The sequence below is a fragment of the Pseudomonas sp. GOM6 genome, from assembly GCF_029537485.1.
GTDB lineage: Bacteria > Pseudomonadota > Gammaproteobacteria > Pseudomonadales > Pseudomonadaceae > Aquipseudomonas.
In genome coordinates this window covers 20224-40695 of sequence record NZ_JARPUS010000009.1, presented here as the reverse complement: position 1 = coordinate 40695, position 20472 = coordinate 20224, and the positions used below count along the sequence as shown (strand labels likewise).

General features: G+C 65.1%; 15 protein-coding genes. 6 read left to right on the top strand and 9 right to left on the bottom strand.

The window, feature by feature from the left end; all coding sequences use genetic code 11:
• Nucleotides 1-40: 40 nt before the first annotated feature.
• Nucleotides 41-454, bottom strand: coding sequence for an alternative ribosome rescue aminoacyl-tRNA hydrolase ArfB (arfB, locus tag P7A97_RS12255; RefSeq protein WP_277690235.1), 414 nt, complete (start codon nucleotides 452-454; stop codon nucleotides 41-43).
• A gap of 182 nt (nucleotides 455-636) precedes the next feature.
• Here arfB and P7A97_RS12250 point away from each other — a divergent pair, with 182 nt between their 5' ends.
• Nucleotides 637-1884 carry an MFS transporter gene (locus P7A97_RS12250; RefSeq protein WP_277690234.1) on the top strand — a complete coding sequence of 416 codons (1248 nt, stop codon included), beginning with the start codon at nucleotides 637-639 and terminating at the stop codon, nucleotides 1882-1884.
• Nucleotides 1885-1968: 84 nt separating this feature from the next.
• On the top strand, nucleotides 1969-4233 hold the full coding sequence (ggpS, locus tag P7A97_RS12245; protein WP_277690233.1) for a glucosylglycerol-phosphate synthase: 2265 nt from the start codon (nucleotides 1969-1971) through the stop codon (nucleotides 4231-4233).
• Between the two features lie 223 nt (nucleotides 4234-4456).
• On the opposite strand, the gene pgl is transcribed toward ggpS, so the two are convergent.
• Together pgl and edd are read right to left on the bottom strand one after the other, a co-directional pair.
• Nucleotides 4457-5170 carry a 6-phosphogluconolactonase gene (gene pgl, locus P7A97_RS12240; protein ID WP_277690232.1) on the bottom strand — a complete coding sequence of 238 codons (714 nt, stop codon included), beginning with the start codon at nucleotides 5168-5170 and terminating at the stop codon, nucleotides 4457-4459.
• Nucleotides 5167-6990: a phosphogluconate dehydratase gene (gene edd, locus P7A97_RS12235; RefSeq protein WP_277690231.1), complete on the bottom strand. Its 1824-nt coding sequence runs from the start codon at nucleotides 6988-6990 to the stop codon at nucleotides 5167-5169. Before edd ends, pgl begins: the two co-directional genes overlap by 4 nt.
• A gap of 138 nt (nucleotides 6991-7128) precedes the next feature.
• Between edd and P7A97_RS12230 the strand changes: the two genes are divergently transcribed.
• A complete protein-coding gene (locus P7A97_RS12230) occupies nucleotides 7129-8172 on the top strand; it encodes a metal-dependent hydrolase (RefSeq protein ID WP_277690230.1) in 1044 nt (347 codons plus the stop codon).
• A 35-nt stretch (nucleotides 8173-8207) separates the two neighbouring features.
• Here P7A97_RS12230 and P7A97_RS12225 read toward each other — a convergent pair whose 3' ends face one another.
• On the bottom strand, nucleotides 8208-9608 hold the full coding sequence (locus P7A97_RS12225; protein ID WP_277690352.1) for an amino acid permease: 1401 nt from the start codon (nucleotides 9606-9608) through the stop codon (nucleotides 8208-8210).
• A 335-nt stretch (nucleotides 9609-9943) separates the two neighbouring features.
• On the opposite strand from P7A97_RS12225, the gene P7A97_RS12220 reads away from it, so the two are divergent.
• On the top strand, nucleotides 9944-10156 hold the full coding sequence (locus P7A97_RS12220) for a DUF3820 family protein (protein WP_068829778.1): 213 nt from the start codon (nucleotides 9944-9946) through the stop codon (nucleotides 10154-10156).
• Between the two features lie 90 nt (nucleotides 10157-10246).
• On the top strand, nucleotides 10247-11017 hold the full coding sequence (locus tag P7A97_RS12215; protein WP_277690229.1) for an SDR family oxidoreductase: 771 nt from the start codon (nucleotides 10247-10249) through the stop codon (nucleotides 11015-11017).
• 50 nt (nucleotides 11018-11067) lie between these two features.
• Here P7A97_RS12215 and P7A97_RS12210 read toward each other — a convergent pair whose 3' ends face one another.
• The 4 genes from P7A97_RS12210 to P7A97_RS12195 are packed head-to-tail and all read right to left on the bottom strand — an operon-like array spanning nucleotide 11068 to nucleotide 16790.
• Nucleotides 11068-11595, bottom strand: a complete 528-nt coding sequence (locus P7A97_RS12210; protein ID WP_277690228.1) for an SCP2 sterol-binding domain-containing protein — start codon at nucleotides 11593-11595, stop codon at nucleotides 11068-11070.
• Between the two features lie 2 nt (nucleotides 11596-11597).
• On the bottom strand, nucleotides 11598-13139 hold the full coding sequence (locus P7A97_RS12205; RefSeq protein ID WP_277690227.1) for a long-chain-fatty-acid--CoA ligase: 1542 nt from the start codon (nucleotides 13137-13139) through the stop codon (nucleotides 11598-11600).
• Nucleotides 13140-13192: 53 nt separating this feature from the next.
• The gene (locus tag P7A97_RS12200) at nucleotides 13193-15172 is read right to left on the bottom strand and encodes an alkyl sulfatase dimerization domain-containing protein (RefSeq protein WP_277690226.1); all 1980 of its coding nucleotides are present in this window, start codon (nucleotides 15170-15172) and stop codon (nucleotides 13193-13195) included.
• Between the two features lie 34 nt (nucleotides 15173-15206).
• Nucleotides 15207-16790, bottom strand: coding sequence for a choline dehydrogenase (locus P7A97_RS12195; protein WP_277690225.1), 1584 nt, complete (start codon nucleotides 16788-16790; stop codon nucleotides 15207-15209).
• A 104-nt stretch (nucleotides 16791-16894) separates the two neighbouring features.
• Between P7A97_RS12195 and P7A97_RS12190 the strand changes: the two genes are divergently transcribed.
• Nucleotides 16895-17896: an AraC family transcriptional regulator gene (locus P7A97_RS12190; RefSeq protein ID WP_277690224.1), complete on the top strand. Its 1002-nt coding sequence runs from the start codon at nucleotides 16895-16897 to the stop codon at nucleotides 17894-17896.
• Here the strand turns inward: P7A97_RS12190 and P7A97_RS12185 are convergent.
• The gene (locus P7A97_RS12185; RefSeq protein ID WP_277690223.1) at nucleotides 17893-20379 is read right to left on the bottom strand and encodes a LuxR C-terminal-related transcriptional regulator; all 2487 of its coding nucleotides are present in this window, start codon (nucleotides 20377-20379) and stop codon (nucleotides 17893-17895) included. The two genes, P7A97_RS12190 and P7A97_RS12185, sit on opposite strands and share 4 nt — an antisense overlap.
• Nucleotides 20380-20472: the final 93 nt, after the last annotated feature.

Sequence of the window (20472 nt, the reverse complement as noted above, 5' to 3'; positions counted from 1 at the left end):
TCCACAGGAGAGTGATGGCCAGAGGCTATGCCGGTGCCTTTTAGAAGTCCACCTTGCCGCGCCCGGCCTTGATCGCACCACGCTTGGCCTTGCCCTCCAAGCGGCGCTTTTTCGAGCCCAGCGTCGGTTTGGTCGGGCGCCGCGCTTTCTCGGTCTTGCCGGCCGCACGGATCAGCTCGGCCAGACGCTCCAGCGCATCGGCACGATTCTGCTCCTGGGTGCGGTATTGCTGGGCCTTGATGATGACTACGCCGCCCTCGGTGATGCGGCTGTCACGCATCGCCAACAGGCGCTCCTTGTAGAACGGAGGCAGGGACGAGGCCTGGCTTTCGAAACGCAGATGCACGGCGCTGGAGACCTTGTTGACGTTCTGCCCACCGGCACCCTGGGCCCGAATGGCCGTCAACTCGACCTCGGCATCCGGCAAATGAACGCTGTTGGATATCACCAGCATGGCAAAGACCTCAAATACACCCCGCTCAGCATAACGCCGATCATGCGTACCTCGACCCGCCACCCCGGCAAAAACAATCGAAAGCTAAGCAATTAATTTAGTTCATTGAAATCAGCCAATTAGGTTGAACCATCCGGCACCCAGGGTTGCCATAAAGGCTCACTTTCCCTAGGGTAAAAAGCATGTGGCCTCATATCGCACCCATCAGCTCTCTGCTGAGCGGAGTCGCACTGCTTCTGCTCGGCAATGGCCTGCTCAATACGTTGCTCACCTTGAAGGGGGCGGCGGAAGGGTACTCGACGACCCTGCTCGGGCTGATGATGTCCGGCTACTTTACCGGCTACTTCATCGGTAACTGGGTCGGCAGCCCGCTGATCCGCCGCGTCGGCCATATCCGCGCCTTCGCCTTCTGCGCCGCACTAGCGTGCATCTGCGCCCTGCTCCACGTCCTGATCGTCCATCCCTGGGTCTGGGTGGTGCTGCGCGTGCTCTACGGCGTAGCGTTGATCTGCCTGTACATGGTCATCGAGAGCTGGCTCAACGCCCGCGCCAGCAGCGAAAACCGGGGGGGCATCTTCGCCCTGTACATGGCCGTCAACCTCGGTGCCCTGGCCCTCGGCCAGCAGCTGCTGCGCTTCGACCCCACCCTCGGCTTCGCCCTGTTTGCCGTGGCCGGCATGTTCATCGTCTCGGCACTGATGCCGGTGACCCTGACCCGCCAGATGCAGCCCAGCCTGCCGGAAACGCCGAACAGCAACCTGCGTCAGCTGTTCGGCATCGCGCCACTGGCGTTGACCGCCTCGGCACTGTCCGGCCTGGCGCTCAGCGGCTTCTGGGGCATGGCGCCGGCCTATGCCGACATGGTCGGCTTCGATGCCGCCGGCGTGGGGTTATTGATGACCATGACCATTCTCGGCGGCGCCCTGCTGCAATGGCCGATTGGCTGGCTGTCGGACCGCCTCGACCGGCGCTGGATTCTGTTCTGGGTAGTGAGCGCGGCCGTGGTCACCGCAGCCGCGATCAGCCTGCTCGCCCCCGGCCAACTGCTGATCAGCCTGTTCTTCCTGTTTGGCGGCCTGTCGTTCGCCATCTACCCCCTGGGCGTGGCGCTGCTGATCGACCAACTGCAACCCGACGAGATCCTCTCCGGCTCGGCCAGCCTGCTGCTGGTCAACGGTATTGGCGCGGCCTGTGGGCCGCTGTTGGCCGGGGCGTTGATGCAGCATTTTGGCGCGCCGGCATTGCCCATGTATTTCGCCCTGTCCCTCGCCCCCCTGGCCGCCTATGCCCTGTACCGCATGCGTCATGTCAGCGACCTGGTCAGCGGTGAACAGGCCCACTTCATGCCCATGCTACGCACCAGCCCGACCGTACTCGAGCTGATGCCCGATGCCCCACCACAGGAGCACCCCGAAAACACGTCTCCCTGACGTCCTAAGGCTGCTTCGGCAAGGCCCGGAGCCTATCCCAAGCAGCCAGAACCTGGCCCACCGGCCACTCTGGAGAAACATGCCATGCTACTCGCCACCGATCTGGACGGAACCTTTCTCGCCGGGGCCCCGGAAGACCGGCTCAGCCTCTACCAGACCATCGTCGCCCATCCGGAAATCCGCCTCGCCTACGTCACCGGGCGCAGCCTGGAAGCGGTGCTGCCGCTGCTGGCCGACCCGACGCTGCCACAACCTGATTTCATCATTGCCGACGTCGGCGCCAGCCTCTACGACGGCCACACCCTGCAGCCCCTGCAACCGCTACAAGGGCAGATCGACTTGCGCTGGCCCGGTGAGTCGCAGGTGGCCCAGGCCCTGGCCGACTTCCCTGATCTGGAACGCCAGGACGTCCCCCAGGCCCGCCGCTGCTCCTATTTCTGTACCCCGCAGCGCGCCGCCGACCCGGCCCTGCGCGCCATCGCCGACGAACTGGACTGCGACCTGCTGTATTCCGCCGACCTTTACCTCGACTTCCTCCCGCGCGGCGTGAACAAAGGCTCTAGCCTGCAGGCACTGGCCGACTGGCTGGGCCTGGAGCACGACCAGGTACTGGCCGCCGGCGACACCCTGAATGACCTGTCCATGCTCAGCGCCACCTTCAAAGGCGTTTGCGTCGGCGCCTCCGAACCCGGACTGCTGCAAGCCACCCGTCATCATTCGCGCACCCTGCACGCGACTCGCACGGGTTGCGGCGGCATTCTCGAAGCCTTCGCCCACTTCGGCTTCCTTGGCGAGCACGGCATCGCCGCCGAACGACGCCAGGCCGCACAGCCCGGCAAAGCCGACCTGGTGATCGTCTACCATCGCCTGCCCTACGAGGAATACCGTGGCAAGGACGGCAAGCTGCAGCGCCGTCGCCCAACTTCGCCCAACGGCATCATCCCGACCCTGCTGAGTTTCTTCGCCGACGGCCGAAAAGGTTCCTGGGTGGCCTGGGCCGTCCATGAAGAGGACAACCAGGAAACCTTCGACACCCATACCACGGTGGATGCCGAGCGCTACCCGAAGCTGACCGCTGCACGGGTGCCGCTGAGCAAGGAAAAGGTCGACATCTTCTACAAACGCTTCTCCAAGGAAGCCTTCTGGCCGACCCTGCACACCTTCTGGGAGCGCGCCAGCTTCAACGAGGACGACTGGCAGGTTTTCTGCGAGGTCAACCGCGCCTTCGCCGAACGTACCGCCCTGGAAGCCGCCGAAGGTGCCGTGGTCTGGCTGCACGACTACAACCTGTGGATGGTGCCGGCCTACCTGCGTGAACTGCGGCCGGACCTGCGCATCGCCTTCTTCCACCACACCTACTTCCCGTCTGCCGATGTCTTCAACGTGGTGCCCTGGCGCCGGCAGATCGTTGGCAGCCTGCTGCAGTGCGACTACATCGGCTTCCATATTCCACGCCAGGTGGAGAACTTCGTCGATGTGGCGCGCGGCGTATTCCCGCTCAAGACCCTCGACCGGCAGAACTGCGCGCCCCGCTTTCTTACCTACGGCTGCGCCGTGGGCCTGGAACGCATGACCACCGCCCTGGACACCGGCACACGCACGGTCAAGCTCGGCGCCCACCCGGTCGGTCTGGATATCGAGCGGGTAAGCAGTGCCCTGCAGGCGCCGAAGATTCAGGAACTGATGGCACGTCTGCGCGAGGAGCTCAGCGGGGTCAAGCTGATCCTTTCGGTAGAGCGCCTCGACTACACCAAGGGCATCCTGGAGAAGCTCAACGCCTATGAGCGCCTGCTGGCGGACAATCCCGAGCTGCTCGGCAAGGTCACCCTGGTGACGGTGTGCGTGCCGGCGGCCAAGGAAATGACCATCTATGACGAGCTGCAGAGCCAGATCGAGCAGGCCGTGGGCCGCATCAACGGGCGCTTCGCCCGCATCGGCTGGACGCCGTTGCAGTTCTTCTTCCGCAGCCTGCCCTTCGAGGAGGTCAGCGCCTGGTATGCCATGGCCGACGTGATGTGGATCACTCCGCTGCGCGACGGCCTCAACCTGGTGGCCAAGGAATTTGTCGCCGCCCAGGGCCTGCTCGGCGGCAGTGGCGTGCTGGTGCTGTCGGAATTCGCCGGTGCAGCCGCCGAGCTCAAGGGTGCGCTGCTGACCAACCCACACGACCCGGTGGACCTGACCCAGACCTGCTACCTGGCTCTCAACCTGCCCAAGGCCGAAGCCCAGGCGCGGCTACGCGAACTGTTCGACATCGTCACCTTCAACGACATCCGCCGCTGGGGCGACGACTTCCTCGGCGCCGTCGGCCTCAACGAAGCCGCGACAGCACTGGAGCTGGTCAGCTGATCAGGCTTGGCAGTCGCCTGCGAATCGGCAGTGACCTTGAGTTGTTCTCCCGGGTTCGACGCCCGCCACAGCAGCGGGTTTGTCCATGGGTCGAACGACAGTCAAGCGGATCGACAGGGGGAATTTTTATTCGCTCGGTCAGCCGTTCTCGTATTGCGCCCGGGTAGCGCGCTGGCCGGAATATCCCCTCACCCGTTTACGGGAGAGGGTTAGGGAGAGGGGGCTACGGGCACCAGTGAATCTGTAGCGGCGCCTTGAGTAATGCGCGGATCGGCAGCTCACGGGCCTCCCCCGCTTGCAGCGCAAGGCTCAGCGTCGCCAGCTTGGCCGGCCCCTGGATCGCCAGCAGGCTCAGACGAGCCGCAGACAAAATCGGCAGGGTCAGCGACAGGCGCTCATGCGGAGCGACAGGAGCCCACATGGGCATCACCGCGCACGGGCAGTCCGGACGCAGTGCCTCGTCCAGCAATGGACTATCGGGAAACAGCGAGGCGGTGTGGCCATCATCCCCCATGCCCAGCACCAGCACATCGATGGCCGGCAGGCCGGCGATGGCCCGATCCGCCAATTCGGCAGCCTGCTCCAGGCTGGCCGCCGGGTGGTAAAGGCCAATCATGCGGGCCTCGGCTGCCGCGTCCTGCAGCAGATGCCGACGCACCAGCGCCTCGTTGCTGTTGGCATCCTCCAGCGCGACCCAGCGCTCGTCGGCCAGGCCGACCTGCACCTGCTGCCACGCTAGTGGCTCCTGCGCCAGACGCTCGAAGAACGCCACCGGGCTGCGACCGCCGGAGACCACCAGCAGCGCGCGGCCACGCGCCTGGATGGCCGCACGCAAGGCCTCTGCCACCTGCTGCGCCAGTGCCTCGGCCAGCGCCGACGCATCGGCGTGCTGCCGCCCCACCACATCGGCAGGCAATCGCAACTCGTTCAGTGTCATCGCAAGGCACTCAGGCTGGCCGTGAAGGTGCTGGCACCCTGCTCCGCCGTGCTGAAGCTGGCGCGCATGAACGCAAACAACTCGCGGCCGCTACCGATCGCCGCAGGCGGTGGCGCGACAAGCTCGCGGGCGGCGAACTCGGCGGCGTCGACCAGCACACGAAGCTCTCCGCTACGGCCGTCGACACGGATCAGGTCGCCATCGCGCACCCGCGCCAGCGGCCCGCCATCGAAAGCCTCGGGACAGACATGAATCGCCGCGGGCACCTTGCCGGAAGCACCGGACATGCGCCCGTCGGTGACCAACGCCACGTTGTAGCCACGGTCCTGCAATACACCAAGAAACGGCGTGAGCTTGTGCAGTTCGGGCATGCCATTGCAGCGCGGCCCCTGGAAGCGCACCACGGCGACGAAGTCGCAGTCCAGCTCGCCAGCCTGGAAGGCCTCGGCCAACGCGGCCTGGTCATGGAACACCCGTGCCGGGGCCTCGACCACATAGCGCTCCGGCGCCACAGCCGAAAGCTTCATCACCCCGCGGCCAAGATTGCCGTCGAGCAGGCGCAGGCCGCCCTCGGCCGAGAATGGCCGCGCCACCGGGCGCAGGATGCTCTCGTCCAGGCTGGCCGTCGCGCCCTCGCGCCAGACCAGGCGCTCGCCATCGAGAAACGGCTCTTCGGTGTAGCGGCGCAACCCCTGGCCGGCGACGGTGGCGACATCCTCGTGCAGCAAACCAGCATCGAGCAGCTCGCGGATCAGTAAGGCGGTGCCGCCGGCGGCGTGGAAGTGATTGATGTCGGCCTTGCCGTTGGGGTAGACGTGGGCCAGGGTTGGCACCACGTCGGACAGCTCGGCCATGTCCTGCCAGGTCAACTGGATGCCGGCAGCCTGGGCGATGGCCGGCAGGTGCAGGGTGTGGTTGGTCGAGCCGCCGGTGGCGTGAAGGGCCACCACGGCGTTGACCAGGCAACGCTCGTCGACGATCTGCCCGAGGGGCCGATAGTGCCCGCTCTGCCGGGTCAGGCGCGTCACCTGCTGGGCCGCCTCACGGGTCAGGGCATCGCGTAGCGGCGTGTTCGGGTTGACGAAGGAGGCGCCGGGCAGATGCAGGCCCATCACTTCCATCAGCATCTGATTGGTGTTGGCGGTGCCGTAGAAGGTGCAGGTGCCGGGGCTATGGTAGGCCTTCATCTCCGATTCCAGCAGCTCGTCACGGCTGGCCTTGCCTTCGGCGAAGCGCTCGCGCACCTCGGCCTTCTCCTTGTTCGACAAGCCAGAAGGCATCGGCCCGGCCGGCACGAACAGCATCGGCAGGTGACCGAAGCGCAGCGCGCCGATCAGCAGGCCTGGGACGATCTTGTCGCACACGCCCAGGCACAGGGCGGCATCGAACATGTTGTGCGACAGCGCCACAGCGGTGCCCATGGCGATCACCTCGCGGCTCGCCAGGCTGAGTTCCATGCCCGGCTCGCCCTGGGTCACACCATCGCACATCGCCGGCACACCGCCGGCCACCTGGCCGACCGAGCCGACTTCGTGCAACGCAGCCTTGATCCGCTGCGGGTACTCCGCATACGGCTGGTGCGCCGAGAGCATGTCGTTGTAGGCGGTGACGATGGCTACGTTGGCCGCATCCGGCAGGCGCAGGGTCTGCTTGTCCGCGCCACTGCAGCCAGCCACGCCGTGGGCGAAGTTGGCGCACTGCAGCTTGCCGCGCTGCGGGCCCTGATCAGCAGCCGCGGCAATCATCGCCAGGTAGCGCTGGCGAGTGGCGCGGCTGCGCTCGATCAGGCGCTCGGTGACTTCGAGAACGCGGGGATGCATGAATCGGCTCCTCAGGCTGTGCTATTGCGACACTGTAACTCCGCACGCGATTGAAATCTTTCGTCGGAATTTAGCGGCTGCCGCTGCACCGCCGCTGGCGCTAACGTAGCCGCCTGGAATTTTCTCGCGAGCTCCATCATGGATTCGATTACCCAGGCAGTCCTCGGCGCCAGCATTCAGGGCGCTTTGCTCGGTCGCTGGCAAGGTCGTCGCGCCCTGCTCTACGGCGCCATGCTCGGCACCCTGCCCGACCTCGACGTGGTCATCGACTACGGCGATGCCGTGGCCGACATGACCTTCCACCGTGGATTCAGCCACTCGCTGCTGGTACTCAGCCTGCTCGCCGTGGCAATCACCCTGCTGGCGCGTCGGTTGCAGCCCAACCCGGCCTACTCGACGCGACGATTATTTTTCGCGGTATGGCTGGTCTTGATCACCCATCCGCTGCTGGACAGCTTCACCAGTTATGGCACCCAGCTGCTGTGGCCCTTGCAGACACCGCCAATCGCCTGGTCGTCGGTGTTCATCATCGACCCGCTGTACAGCGTGCCGCTGCTGGTGGCGGTGCTGGTCGGTCTGGTGCGCGGCCTGCGCGAGCGCCCGCAGTGGCTGGCGATCTCGGCGCTATGCCTGTCCAGCGTCTACCTGGCCAGCACCCTGGCCGGCAAATGGATGGCCGAGCAGCGTGTGCAGGACGTGCTGGCCGCACGCGGCCTCCAGGCCGACAGCCTGTTCAGCACGCCAACGCCGTTCAACAGCCTGCTCTGGCGGGTGATCGTGGTGGACGGCGACGACTATCACGAAGCCCTGGTCGGCTGGTTCGACCAGCAACAGCCACAGCTGGTACGCATCGCCCGTGGCACGGCGCTGGCCGAGGCCTTGCGCGACTCGCCGCAACATCAGCGCCTGCAATGGTTCACCCACAACGTGCTGCGTTACGACCGGGTGGGCGATCAGCTGATCGTGACCGACCTGCGCCTGGGCATGACCGGTTTCCATCCGTTCCGCTTCGTCATGGCGGAATGGCGTGATGGCGCCTGGTATGCCCTGCCCTGGGTCGAACGCCTGCCGTTCAACCGCGGCGAGCCCGCCCAGCTGCTGACCCTCTGGCAGCGCATCTGGGATCAGCGAGAAGAAGTGCCACTCCTGGCCTGGGCCAACACCCTGAGCCAGCGCCCCTGAAACGAAGAGCCCGGCAGTCGCCGGGCTCTTCATTCTTACGCCTGAGTCATCTGCGCGGTGCGCGCCGTCTTGATGCGGAAGCAGACCCAGATGAACAGCACCCACACCGGAATGGCGTACACCGACGCCTGGATGCCCGGGATCATCAGCATCACGCCGAGAATGAACAGCACGAAGGCCAGGCACAGGTAGTTGGCGAAGGGGAACCAGAACGCCTTGAAGCTTGGCTCCGTGCCCTTGGCGACCATGGCCTTGCGGAACTTCAGATGGGCCAGGCTGATCATCGCCCAGTTGATCACCAGGGCAGCGACCACCAGCGACATCAACAGCTCCAGCGCGCTCTGCGGCACCACGTAGTTGACCACCACGCAGAGCAGCGTCACCGCCGCCGACAGGGCGATGGCCAGCACCGGTACGCCGCGATCATTCACCTTCATCAGCGCCTTCGGCGCGTCGCCCTGCTCGGCCAGGCCGTAGAGCATACGGCTGTTGCAGTACACGCCGCTGTTGTAGACCGATAGCGCGGCGGTCAGCACCACGAAGTTGAGCACGTGCGCAGCGGTGCCTTCGCCGATCAGCGAGAAGATCTGCACGAAGGGGCTGCTGGCGTAGGCGTCGCCACCGCTGGTCAGGGTCTTGACCATGTCGTCCCAGGGGTGCAGCGACAGCAGGATGGTCAGCGCGCCGATGTAGAAGATCAGGATGCGCCAGACCACCTGGTTGATCGCCTTGGGGATCACCGTCTTCGGCTGATCGGCCTCGGCGGCGGTGATGCCGACCAGCTCCAGGCCACCGAAGCTGAACATGATGATCGCCATCATCATCACCAGCCCGGACACACCATTGGGGAAGAAACCGCCGTGGCTCCACAGGTTGCTGATGCTGGCCTGCTCGCCACCGGTGCCGCTGACCAGCAGATAGCCGCCGAGCAGGATCATGCCGATGATCGCCACCACCTTGATGATGGCGAACCAGAACTCGGTCTCGCCGAACGCCTTCACGTTGACCAGGTTGATCAGGTTGATCAGTACGAAGAACGCCGCCGCCGTGGCCCAGGTGGGGATTTCCGGCCACCAGTACTGCACGTACTTGCCCACGGCCGTGAGTTCGGCCATGCCGACCAGCACGTAGAGCACCCAGTAGTTCCAGCCGGACAGGAAACCGGCGAACGGCCCCCAGTAGCTATGCGCGAAGTGGCTGAAGGAGCCGGCGACCGGCTCCTCGACGATCATCTCGCCGAGCTGGCGCATGATCAGGAAGGCGATGAAACCACCGATGGCGTAACCGAGGATCATCGACGGGCCGGCGCTCTGCATCACCCCGGCGGAGCCGAGGAACAGGCCGGTGCCGATGGCGCCACCGAGGGCGATCAGCTGGATATGGCGGTTCTTCAGGCCGCGCTTGAGCGGGCCGGTGTGCAAGTGTTCGGACATCAGCGGGCGCTCCGAATCGGACGCGGGGCGAGGCAAGTGCGAGGCATGGGTTCACCTGTCTGTCGGAAAATCCGCCGGGCTCGTGGTCCGGCGGCATCGTCTGGGCCTGTCGGCCGCGGCTCGCCTGGCGACGAGCGCCGCGCAGTATAACCGAGCCGCCGCGTCGACGGCTTGGCGGAAAGCCGCCACAAGCCGGCCTTTCATCGATTCACCGCGGCCGCCGAGCAGCTGAACACTTTTTCGTGTGCGCGGGATAACCGGCCCGCGAGCCTGCAACGGTCTTTTGTCCGAACAAGGCAGCGGGCACACTGTGCCTTTCTCAGTGCCCGATTTCCCCCATGAACCCCGAAGACCTGCTGCTCCTCGTCACCCGCACCATGCCCTACGGCAAGTACAAGGGCCGCCTGCTCGCTGACCTGCCCGGCCACTACCTCAACTGGTTCGCCCGCGAAGGCTTTCCCAAGGGCGAGATCGGTCGCCTGCTCATGCTGATGCAGGAGATCGATCACAACGGCCTCAAGCCCTTGCTGGAGCCGCTGCGCAAACGCTGATGCCGGTGCATTTGCACGCGCAATAACGCAGCCGCCAGCGCCCCGCCTCGTTTAGCTTTAGCGCCACAACCACGACGAGGATTTGCCAGCATGCATCGCTATTTCAGTCTCGCCGGGCGTACCGCCCTGGTCACCGGTGGCAGCCGCGGTATCGGCCGCATGATTGCCCAGGGTCTGCTCGAAGCCGGCGCGCGGGTGTTCATCTGCGGGCGCGATGGTGCAGCCTGTGAAACGACCGCCGCCGAACTCAGCCAGTTTGGCGAGTGCATCGGCCTGGCGGCGGACCTGTCCGGCGAGGAAGGCGCCCGCGCCCTGGCCGCCGAACTGGGCCAGCGCATCGACCGGCTCGACATCCTGGTCAACAACGCCGGCACCAGTTGGGGCGCGCCGCTGGAGAGCTACCCGGTCAAGGGCTGGGAAAAGGTCATGCAACTCAACGTCACCGCCGTGTTCAGCTGCATCCAGCAGCTGCTGCCGCTGCTGCGCAAGGCCGGCAACGCGCAGAACCCGGCGCGGGTGATCAATATCGGTTCGGTGGCCGGTATCAGCTCGATGAGTGAAGAGGCCTATGCCTATGGCCCGAGCAAGGCCGCACTGCACCAGCTGTCGCGCAACCTGGCCCGCGAGCTGGTCGACGAGCACATCAACGTCAACGTCATCGCCCCCGGCCGCTTCCCGAGCAAGATGACCCGCTTCATCTCCAACGACGAGGCCGCACTGGCCGCCGACGTGGCGCTGATCCCGATGAAGCGCTGGGGCCGCGAGGAAGAGATGTCGGCGCTGGCCATCACCCTGTGCAGCGCGGCGGGTGCCTACATGACCGGCGCCATCATTCCCATCGACGGCGGCTTCACCCTGTAAGAAGGCTGCTCAAGCCGAAGGCAGGCTCCGGCGCCAGGAGCCTGTCGCGCTCAGTCGATGCTGGCTTGAGTGGTCTGCGGATAGGCCTTGAGCCAACTCGCGACCACGGCATCTCGCGTATTGCCCTCGATATGCAGCAGGCCATCACGCAGAGCCTGGTGAACGTCGAGCTTGCCATTGCGCAGGGCCAGCAGGACGCCCTCCCCCGTGACGACAACAGCCTCACCCGGCCCCGGCGGCGGCGCATGCAGCGTAACGCCCTGGGCGCTGAAACGGACCCACAGGCCAGGCTCTACCAGCAGCAAGCTGAAATCCTCAGCCCCCAACGCAGGATGGCTGCGCAAAGACTCCAGCTGGTGCAGGGTCCGGCGCATGCCAAAGCCCCCCGGCAGCGGCAATGGCCGCGCCAGATGCTTGTTCAGGTAGGCCTGCTGCAATGCCAGGGAGACGCCCAGCGACGCCGGATGGGCGAGACTCAAGTCGACGGCCAGGCCATCGTAGCTGCAGGCGTTGGCCGTGCCGGCCATCAGCAACCCGCTGAGCACCAGTGCCAGACAGCCCCGATAGCAGGCCCTCACGCTCAACGGCCCGCCCAGAAGGGCTCGCGCAGGTCACGCTTGAGGATCTTGCCGGCTGCCGAAAGCGGCAGCGCCTCGCGGAACTCCACGCTCTTCGGGCATTTGTAGCCGGCGATCTGCGTGCGGCAGTGCGTGCGCAGCTCCTCCTCAGTGGCACTGGCACCGGGCTTGAGCATGACCACAGCATGCACAGTCTCCCCCCAGGCATCGTGGGGAATGCCGATCACCGCGCACAGCGCCACCGCCGGATGGGTGGCCAGGACGTTCTCGACCTCGGCGGAATACACATTCTCGCCGCCGGTGATGATCATGTCCTTGACCCGATCGACGATGAACAGGTGGCCATCCTCGTCCATATAGGCGGCATCGCCGGTGTATAGCCAGCCGTCTTTGAGCACCTTGGCGGTTTCCTCCGGCTTGCCCCAGTAGCCCTGCATCACGGTCGGGCCGCTGACCAGCAGCTCGCCGATGGCACGCCGCGGCACTTCCGCCCCCTGGCCATCGATGATCTTCACCCACTGACCGAACATGGGCCGCCCCACCGAGCGGTGCAGCCCGACGGCACGCGCCTCGGGGCCGTGGTTGGCCGGGGGGTTGAAGGACACCAGACCGGTGTTCTCGGTAAGGCCGTAAACCTGCATGAACGCGGCCTGCGGCAGCAGATCCATAGCCTTTTCCAGCAGCGCCTCGCTGATCGGCGAGGCGCCGTAGAGGATGCGTTGCAGGCAACCGAGATCGAACTCGGCAAAGCGCGGATGGGCCAGCAGCGCCTGCAGCATGGTCGGCACCAGCAGCGTCTCGTTGGCCTGCTCGCGGCACAGGGTCTGCAGCAGCTCGACAGGCTCGAATCCGGGGATGTAGACGTTGCTGTCGCCGCTCACCACCCGCGCGTAGGCGGCGGCCAGGCCGGCGATGTGGAACAGCGGAGCCACATTGAGGCCGACCAGATTGGCCAGCGGCGCCTGCTCGGCCAGGCGCAGCAGCACGGTGGTCAGCAGCGCGGCATGCGAGAGCATCACGCCCTTGGGCCGGCCGGTGGTGCCGCCGGTGTACATGATCACCGCCAGGTCCTCGCCACCGGAACGGCTGTCCGCGACAGGTTCGGCGGACTCGATCAGGCGCTCCATGCTCAACGTGCCGGAGGGCGCTCGCGCCTCGCCGGCATGCATCAGCATGGGACGTTGGGTGACGCTGGCCAGGATCTCCGGCAGCAACGGCAGGTGATGGTCGTCGACCAGCAGCAGCGCGGCGCCGCAGTCGTCCAGCGAATAGGCGATCTCGGCGGCGCTCCAGCGGGTGTTGACCGGATTGAGCACGGCGCCCAGCCACCAGCAGGCCAGCATGATTTCCTGATAATGATCGGAGTTCACCGCCAGCACGGACACGCGCTCGCCCTTGGCGACGCCCAGCTTGTGCAGGCAGCCGGCCAGACGGGCGATACGCTCGGCGGATTCGCGGTAGCTGCGCCGGCGTTCGCGAAAGACTGTGGCTGTACGCGTGGGATAGAGCTGCGCTGCGCGATGAAGTGCGTGAGTCAACTGCATGGAAAAATGCCTCAACAAAAACGCCGCCCGGTAAGGGGCGGCGTGCGCATGGTTCAGGGAGTGGCGATGTTGAACCAGAAGTCAAAGGTGTCGAGCAGCCCCATGAATTCACCAAAGGCCGCCGGACGACCGTCGAATGTCAGCTCGCCGGAGGCAACCTTCTGCTCCAGGGTGGCGCGACCGAGCTGGATATCTTCCAGGGTGGTCTTGTTCATGGTCAGACCGACATCGGCCTTGTCGCTGGCCTTGGGCTCGTAGGTCAGCACACCGTTTTCCACGGTCAGGGCGTAGCTCTTGCCCAGGTCGCTGAAGGTGTAATTGAGCACCAGCTTCTTGCCCGCGGCACGTTCGCCGTTGAGACGTACAGCCAGGTAGTCGAAGAGCATTTCCGGGGTCATGGCGCGGATCACATCCGGGCTGGCGGTCATGGTGCCACCGGCACTCGGCTTGCCATTGCGCAGCTCGAAGGCGCCTTGCAGGTAGATCGAGCGCCACGGGCCGGACTCGGCCTGGTAGCCCAGCTGTTCATAGCTGTCGGCCAGCAGGTTCTTGGCTTCGGTATTGTCCGGCTCGGCAAACACCACCTGCTTGGCTACTTCGGCCACCCAGCGGTACTGCCCCTTGGCGAAGTCGGCCTTGGCCTTCTCCAGCACGGCGGCGGCGCCGCCCATGTATTCGACATACTTCTGCGCAGCCGGCTGTGGCGGCAGATTGTCGAGGTTGGCCGGGTTACCGTCGTACCAGCCCATGTAGCGCTGGTAGACCGCCTTGGCGTTGTGCTTGAGCGTGCCGTAGTAGCCACGGGTCGGCCAGTTTTGCTCCAGCTCCGGCGGCAGCTTGATGGCTTCGGCGATCTCCTCGCCAGTCATGCCCTGGTTCATCATGCGCACGGTCTGGTCGTGGATGAACTTGTAGATGGCACGCTGTTTCTTCAGGTAATCGTCGAACTGTGCCTGCCCCCACTGCGGCCAGTGGTGGCTCTGGAAACGCACCTCGGTCTTGTCGCCGAACAGGGCCAGGGTCTCGCCAATGTACTTCGACCACTGCAGCGCATCGCGCACCTGGGCGCCGCGCAGGGTGAGGATGTTGTGCATCACGGCGGTGGTGTTCTCCGCCATCCACATGGCCTTGCTGTCCGGGAAGTAGGTGTTCATCTCCACCGGCGCCTCGGTGCCGGGGGTGATCTGGAACTGCATGCGCACGCCGTCGACCGTCAGCTCGTCGCCGGTCTTGTGCACGAACTCGGTGGGCTGGATCAGGGTGATGGTGCCATTGGAGGCGGTCAGGCCCAGGCCGGAGCCCACGCTGCCCTGCTCACCACGCGGCAGCAGCGCACCGAACATGTAGATGGCGCGACGGGCCATGGCGTTGCCGGCGATCACGTTCTCGCTGATGGCATGCTCGTCGAAGCCCTCGGGCGCGATGATGCGCACCTTGCCGGCCTTGACGTCGGCCTCGTCGACGATGCCGCGGATACCGCCAAAGTGGTCGATATGCGAGTGGCTGTAGACCACGGCAACCACGGGCTTCTTGCCCAGGTGCTCGCTCACCAGTTCGTAGGCGGCCTTGGCCGGCTCGGCGCTGACCAGCGGATCGAATACGATCCAGCCGGTCTTGCCCTCGATAAAGGTGATGTTGGACAGGTCATAGCCACGCACCTGGTAGATGCCGTCAGTGACCTTGAACAGGCCGTACTGGACATTCAGTTGCGCGTTACGCCACAGGCTGGGGTTGACGCTGTCCGGCGCGGGCAGATCGGCCTTGATGAAGCGCTTGTAGCTCTCCAGATCCCACACCACCTTGCCGCTGGCGTCCTTGAGGGTCAGGGTATCGGGTTTGGCAATGAAGCCACGCTGGGCATCTTCGAAATCGCGCTTGTCGGCGAACGGCAGCTGCTCCAGCACGGCCTGGTTGGCCGCGACGGTCGCCGCGCTGGCCGGCTTGCTCGGCTGCGGCTCGGCCTGGGCGATGGCGGAGGCCAGCAGCGCGACAGCCACGCCGCTGCTGGTCAGGCATTTCAGGTATCGATTCATCGATGACTCCTCGTTTTTATTGTCTTGGCCCCGTTTAGGCCTGGGCGATCCACTCGGCGGCGCGTTCGGCCAGCATGATGGTCGGCGCGTTGGTGTTGCCGCCGATCAGGGTCGGCATGACCGAGGCGTCGACCACGCGCAGCTTGTCGATGCCATGCACGCGGAGCTGCTGGTCGACCACGGCCATCTCGTCGCTGCCCATCTTGCAGGTACCGATGGGGTGGTAAATGGTGTCGGTTCTACGGCGCAGCACCTCGATCAGCTGTTCATCCTGGTACAGGCCTTCGCTGTAGATGTCGCGCAGGCCGTACCGGGCCAGCGGCTGCTGGGCGACGATCTCCTGGGTCATGCGGTAACCCTTGAGCAGCGTCTGCACATCGTCGTCATGGCTCAGCAGCTTCGGGTCGATGCGCGGTGCAGCGCTGGGGTCGGCACTGGCCAGACCGACACTGCCAGTACTCTTGGGGCGCAGTACGCAGACGTGGCAGCTGTAGCCGTGCCCCCAATGCAGGGTGCGGTTGTGGTTGTCCACGATGGTGAACACCGAGTGGAGCTGGATATCCGGCCGTGCCAGGCTCGGGTCGGTCTTGAGGAAGGCTCCGCCCTCGCCGATGTTGCTGGCCAGCGGGCCACTGCGCTTGGCCAGGTACTGCACCAGGGCCGAGCCCATCTTCACACTGCCGCGCAGGGAGTAGCCCATGAACGAGGTGTCGTCGCTCTTGTAGCAGAGCACCACATCCGGGTGATCCTTGAGGTTCTGGCCCACGCCCGGCAGCTCATGCAGCACACCAATGCCGTGCGGCTTGAGTTCAGCCTCCGCGCCTATGCCGGACAGCATCAGTAGCTGCGGGCTGCCGAAGGCACCGGCACAGAGCAGCACTTCCTTATTCGCCAGAATCGAGGTTGACTGGCCTTTGATCCGTACCTGCACACCGCTGGCCTGCTTGCCCTGCAGCAGAATGCGCTCGACCAGGGCGCCAGTGATGACGGTGAGATTCTTACGGCTGTTACGGATCGGTTTGAGGAAAGCAGTCGCGGTGCTCCAGCGGCGACCGTCGCGGATGGTCACATCGTACTGGCCGATACCTTCCTGCTCCGCGCCATTGAAATCCTGATTGAAGCGATGACCGGCCTTCTGCCCGGCGCTGATGAACGCCTCGGTCGCGACATGGGCCTCTGGGCGGCCCACATACAGCTCACCGTCACCACCGTGGAATTCATTGGCGCCCCGGTAATGCATTTCGCTTTTGCGGAAATACGGCAGTACGTCCTGAAAGCCCCAGCCCTGGTTGCCCAAGGCAGCCCAGTCATCGTAGTCACTGTGATGGCCACGGATGTAGATCATGCCGTTGATCGAACTGCTGCCGCCCAGCGTCTTGCCACGCGGCTGATAGCCCTTGCGCCCTCCCAGGCCAGGCTGCGGCACGGTATCGAAGGCCCAGTTCACATGTTTGGTTGGCAGAATGGCGGCAACGCCGGCAGGTGCATGAATCAGCGGCGAACTGTCTTCCGGGCCTGCCTCCAGCAGGCATACGGAAACCGCCGGATCGGCACTCAGGCGATTGGCCAGCACACAACCGGCGGAGCCGGCACCCACGATCACGTAGTCGAACTGCATGGCACCCTCCAACAAACAGTGAATTTGGATTCAGAAATTCATTGTTGGCGAGGCACGGCCAGTTTAGATTGATCTTTGACGACACAGATTTGATTCTTGACGACATGGAACCTTTCATCCGCACCACCTCTTTTGCCGGCTTCCGTGAGCTGGTCAGCCAGCTCGGCGCCGATCCCCTGCTCTATCTGGAACGTTTCCGGGTGCGTCCCGAGCTGCTCGACGACGAGGATGCGCGCGTGCCCTTCCGTTCACTGGTCGGGATGTTGGAGGCGGCGGCCGAGGAGCTGGACTGCCCGGACTTCGGCTTGCGCATGAGCGAATATCAGCACCTGCATGTGCTCGGCCCGATCGCCCTGATCGCCTGCAATGCCAGCAGCGTCGGCCATACCCTGGCGGAAATCGTGCGTTTCATCGGTTACCACAGCTCAGGGATAGTGCTGGATCTCGATCTCAGCGAAGCGCAGGCGCCCTGCCTGGTCATCGAGCTGCGTCTGCCGGGTGCGCAGCGGCAGATGGCGGAACTGGCCATGGGCGTGACCCTGAAGACCATGAAGCTGCTGTGCGGCTCGACCTTTACACCACAAGCCGTGCAGCTGGCCAGCGCCAGCCCGGTGCCAGCGGCACGCTACCGCCGCCATTTCGGCAGCGAGGTCTACCTGGGCCAGGCGCGCAATGCCCTGGTGTTCGCCGAGCGCCAGGTCGGCCAGCGTATCGAACGCCAGGATCCGGCCCTGCACCGTACCCTGGTGCAGTACCTCAGCCAGATACATCTGCTCGGCGCACCGGACCTGCTGGAGCAGGTGCGCCGCCTGGTGCTGCGCCTGTTACCGGTACAGCAGTGCCGCCTGCCGCTGGTGGCCGAGCAACTCGGCCTGCACGAACGCAACCTGCAGCGCCAGCTGGCCGAGCTGGGCCACCGATTCGACGAGCTGGTCGAGGGCATTCGCCGTGAGCGCGCGGACTTCTACCTGGCCGAGCGCGACATCCCCATGTCGCAGATCGCCGGCATGCTCGGCTACAGCGAGCAGAGCGTGTTCAATCGCGCCTGCCGGCGCTGGTTCGCCATGACGCCCAGTGCACGCCGGCGCCTGCTGTTGGGCCGCTAGTCGGTCAACCCCAGTTCCTTGGCCCGCGCCACCGCCTGGGTGCGGCGCTCCACGCCCAGCTTGAAGTTGATGCGCTGGGCATGGGTCTTCACCGTGTGCAGCGAGATAAATAGCTGCTCGGCGATCTGCTGGTTGGACAGGCCCCGAGCAATCAGCTTGAGCACATCCAGCTCACGTTTGCTCAGCAGCGCCAGTTGCGCATTCAGCGTGCCGGTACTCTCCACCGCCCAGCGCATCATCGCCGGGTTACGCTGGGCCAGGCCCTGTTCGACACTGACCAGGCCCATTTGCCGGGCCAGCGCCAGCGCATCGAGGAAGGCCTGCTTGGCCTGCGGGTAACGCCCCTCGGCATGCAGCCCCTCGGCCAGGCTGAAGCCGATCTCGCAAGCCAGGGGTCGCCGCCCGGCGGCGAGTGCATCGGCATGCATCTGCTCCAAAACACACAGGGCCTCGGCACGTCCCTCGCTGTGCAGACGCGCCAGGTTGAGCAACAGGTTCAGGCGCAGATCCAGATCCGGCACACCGAAGGGGGCTAGATGGCAAGGCGCTTCATGGCTCGGCTGCAGGCTTTTCTGCACCGGTTCATGCTGCCCCTGGGCCAGCCAGAGCCTCACTTTAGCCGCCAGCAGGACCCCCCGGTAATGCTGTGGGTCGACGTGCTGGTACTGCAGCTCGCGCTCGGCATCGGCAATACGGGCAAAGGCCGAAGCGTAGTCGCCATGCAACGCGTCCAGCTCGACCAGGCCCAGGCAGCCCCAGACCAAGGCCGGATCGGAGCAAACCCGGGACTCCTCGATGCCCGCCAGGAGGGTGGCCTCGGCCTCCTGATAATGACCGCGCTGCAACAACAGGCTGCCCCACAGCAGTTGCGTACGCCCGCGCATCGGGCTCGGCTCCGTACCCCAGGCCTGGGTGAGCTCGACATGCAGGCGGCGCAACAAACTCTCGGCCCTTAGCAACTCGCCACGCATTTCCAGCAGCTTGGCGTGCTCCAGAGTGAGCAGGCTTTCATAGGCCAGGCTGCCATGCTCACGGGCCAGCCTGATGGACTCGCGGTTGAGCTCCTGGGCCTGTTCGAACTGCCCCTTGAACAAAGCGTGCTCGACCAGCATCAGGCGGCACAGCAGGCGTTGACTCCAGGCCCGTTCCGGCAGCTCGTCGATGGCCTCGCTCAGCAGCACCATAGCGGCATCGATCTGCCCGGAGTGGAAGTACAGCTTGCCCGTCAGCGCCTTGAGCTGGGCGATCAGCTCGTACTGACGCCGGGCATTGGGTTGCGGCAGGAAGCGCTCGAGCGCCTGGATAAAGCGCTGAGTCTCCTCAAGGCGCCCACTGAGCACCGTGGCCCAGGCGTTGAGCAGGGTCAGGCGCACAGTGCTGACCAGCATGTCCTCGGGCAGCTCGCTCTGCCACTCCAGCAATAGGGCAATGCCGCGCCCCTGCAGCAGGCGATCCTCGGTGTAACGTTCCATCAGGCTGGCCGCCACTTCCGGCTGACCGGCCTGCAGGGCGAACTCTACGGCAGGTCTGACCTGCTCCTGGGCCAGGTAATGCTGGCAGGCCTTGCGAAACAGCGCCTTGGCCATGCTGGCGGGCAATTGCTCGGCCAACAAGGGCGCCACCGCCGGGTGGATGCGCAGCCATTGGCCGTCCTGATCCACAGGCACCACGAACAGGGCACAGGTCTTGAGCTGCTCAAGCAAATTGGCGCCTTCCCCCGCTCCCAACAACTGCTCGCACAGCTGCGCTTCGAACTGCGGAAAGTGGGCCAGGGAAAACAGCGCAAGCTGCCAGTCGCCGGGCAACTCGTCGAGGACTTCGCGCCGCAGGTAATCAAGCAGCAAAGAGGTGTTGCCCTCGGCCTGCAGCGGCAGACCTGGCCGGCTACCGATCAGGCGCAACCGGACACCTGCACACCAGCCATGCGAGCGTTGATGCAGCTCCAACAGCTCCTGCCGCGCTAACTCATAACCGGCCAGCCGCAGCCAATCGCCCAGCTCATCGACAGTGAACGCCAACTCACGCCCGTCGAGCTCGAACAACTCACCGCCGAGCAGCAAGCGAGTCAACTGCAATTGCGGCCGACGTCGGCTGGCAATCCACCAGCGCAGACAGGACGATGACTCCTGTATCAACTCATTGAGTGCCAGATCCAGCGCATCGTTGGGAAAACGCGGGTAATCATCCAGCACCAGCCACAGCGGCTGGTTAAACGAAACCAGGGCTTCGTGCACCTGAGCAGGCTCTTCGACCGGCAGAGCCAACGCCCGAGCCAGCTTGACCAGCAACGCTTCGGCGCTCAGCGGCTGCCCGCGCAGGTCCACACGCACCATGCGGGTGCCGGCCGGGCAACGAGCCAGGCACTCGTCAAGCAATGCACTCTTGCCGCTGCCCGCCGGCGCCCAGAGCAGGCGTAGCCGGCAATCGGCCTCGAGCAGGGCATCGCTCAGGCGAGGACGAAGGAGGTTACGCAGGACTGCCATGTTGTAAGTGCTCGATTCTTGTTTGTATGCCGTCATCCTTACAGAGCCTCCTGTGACGAGCAAATGCTGCAGCCAAAAAAGTCGAGGGGCAGC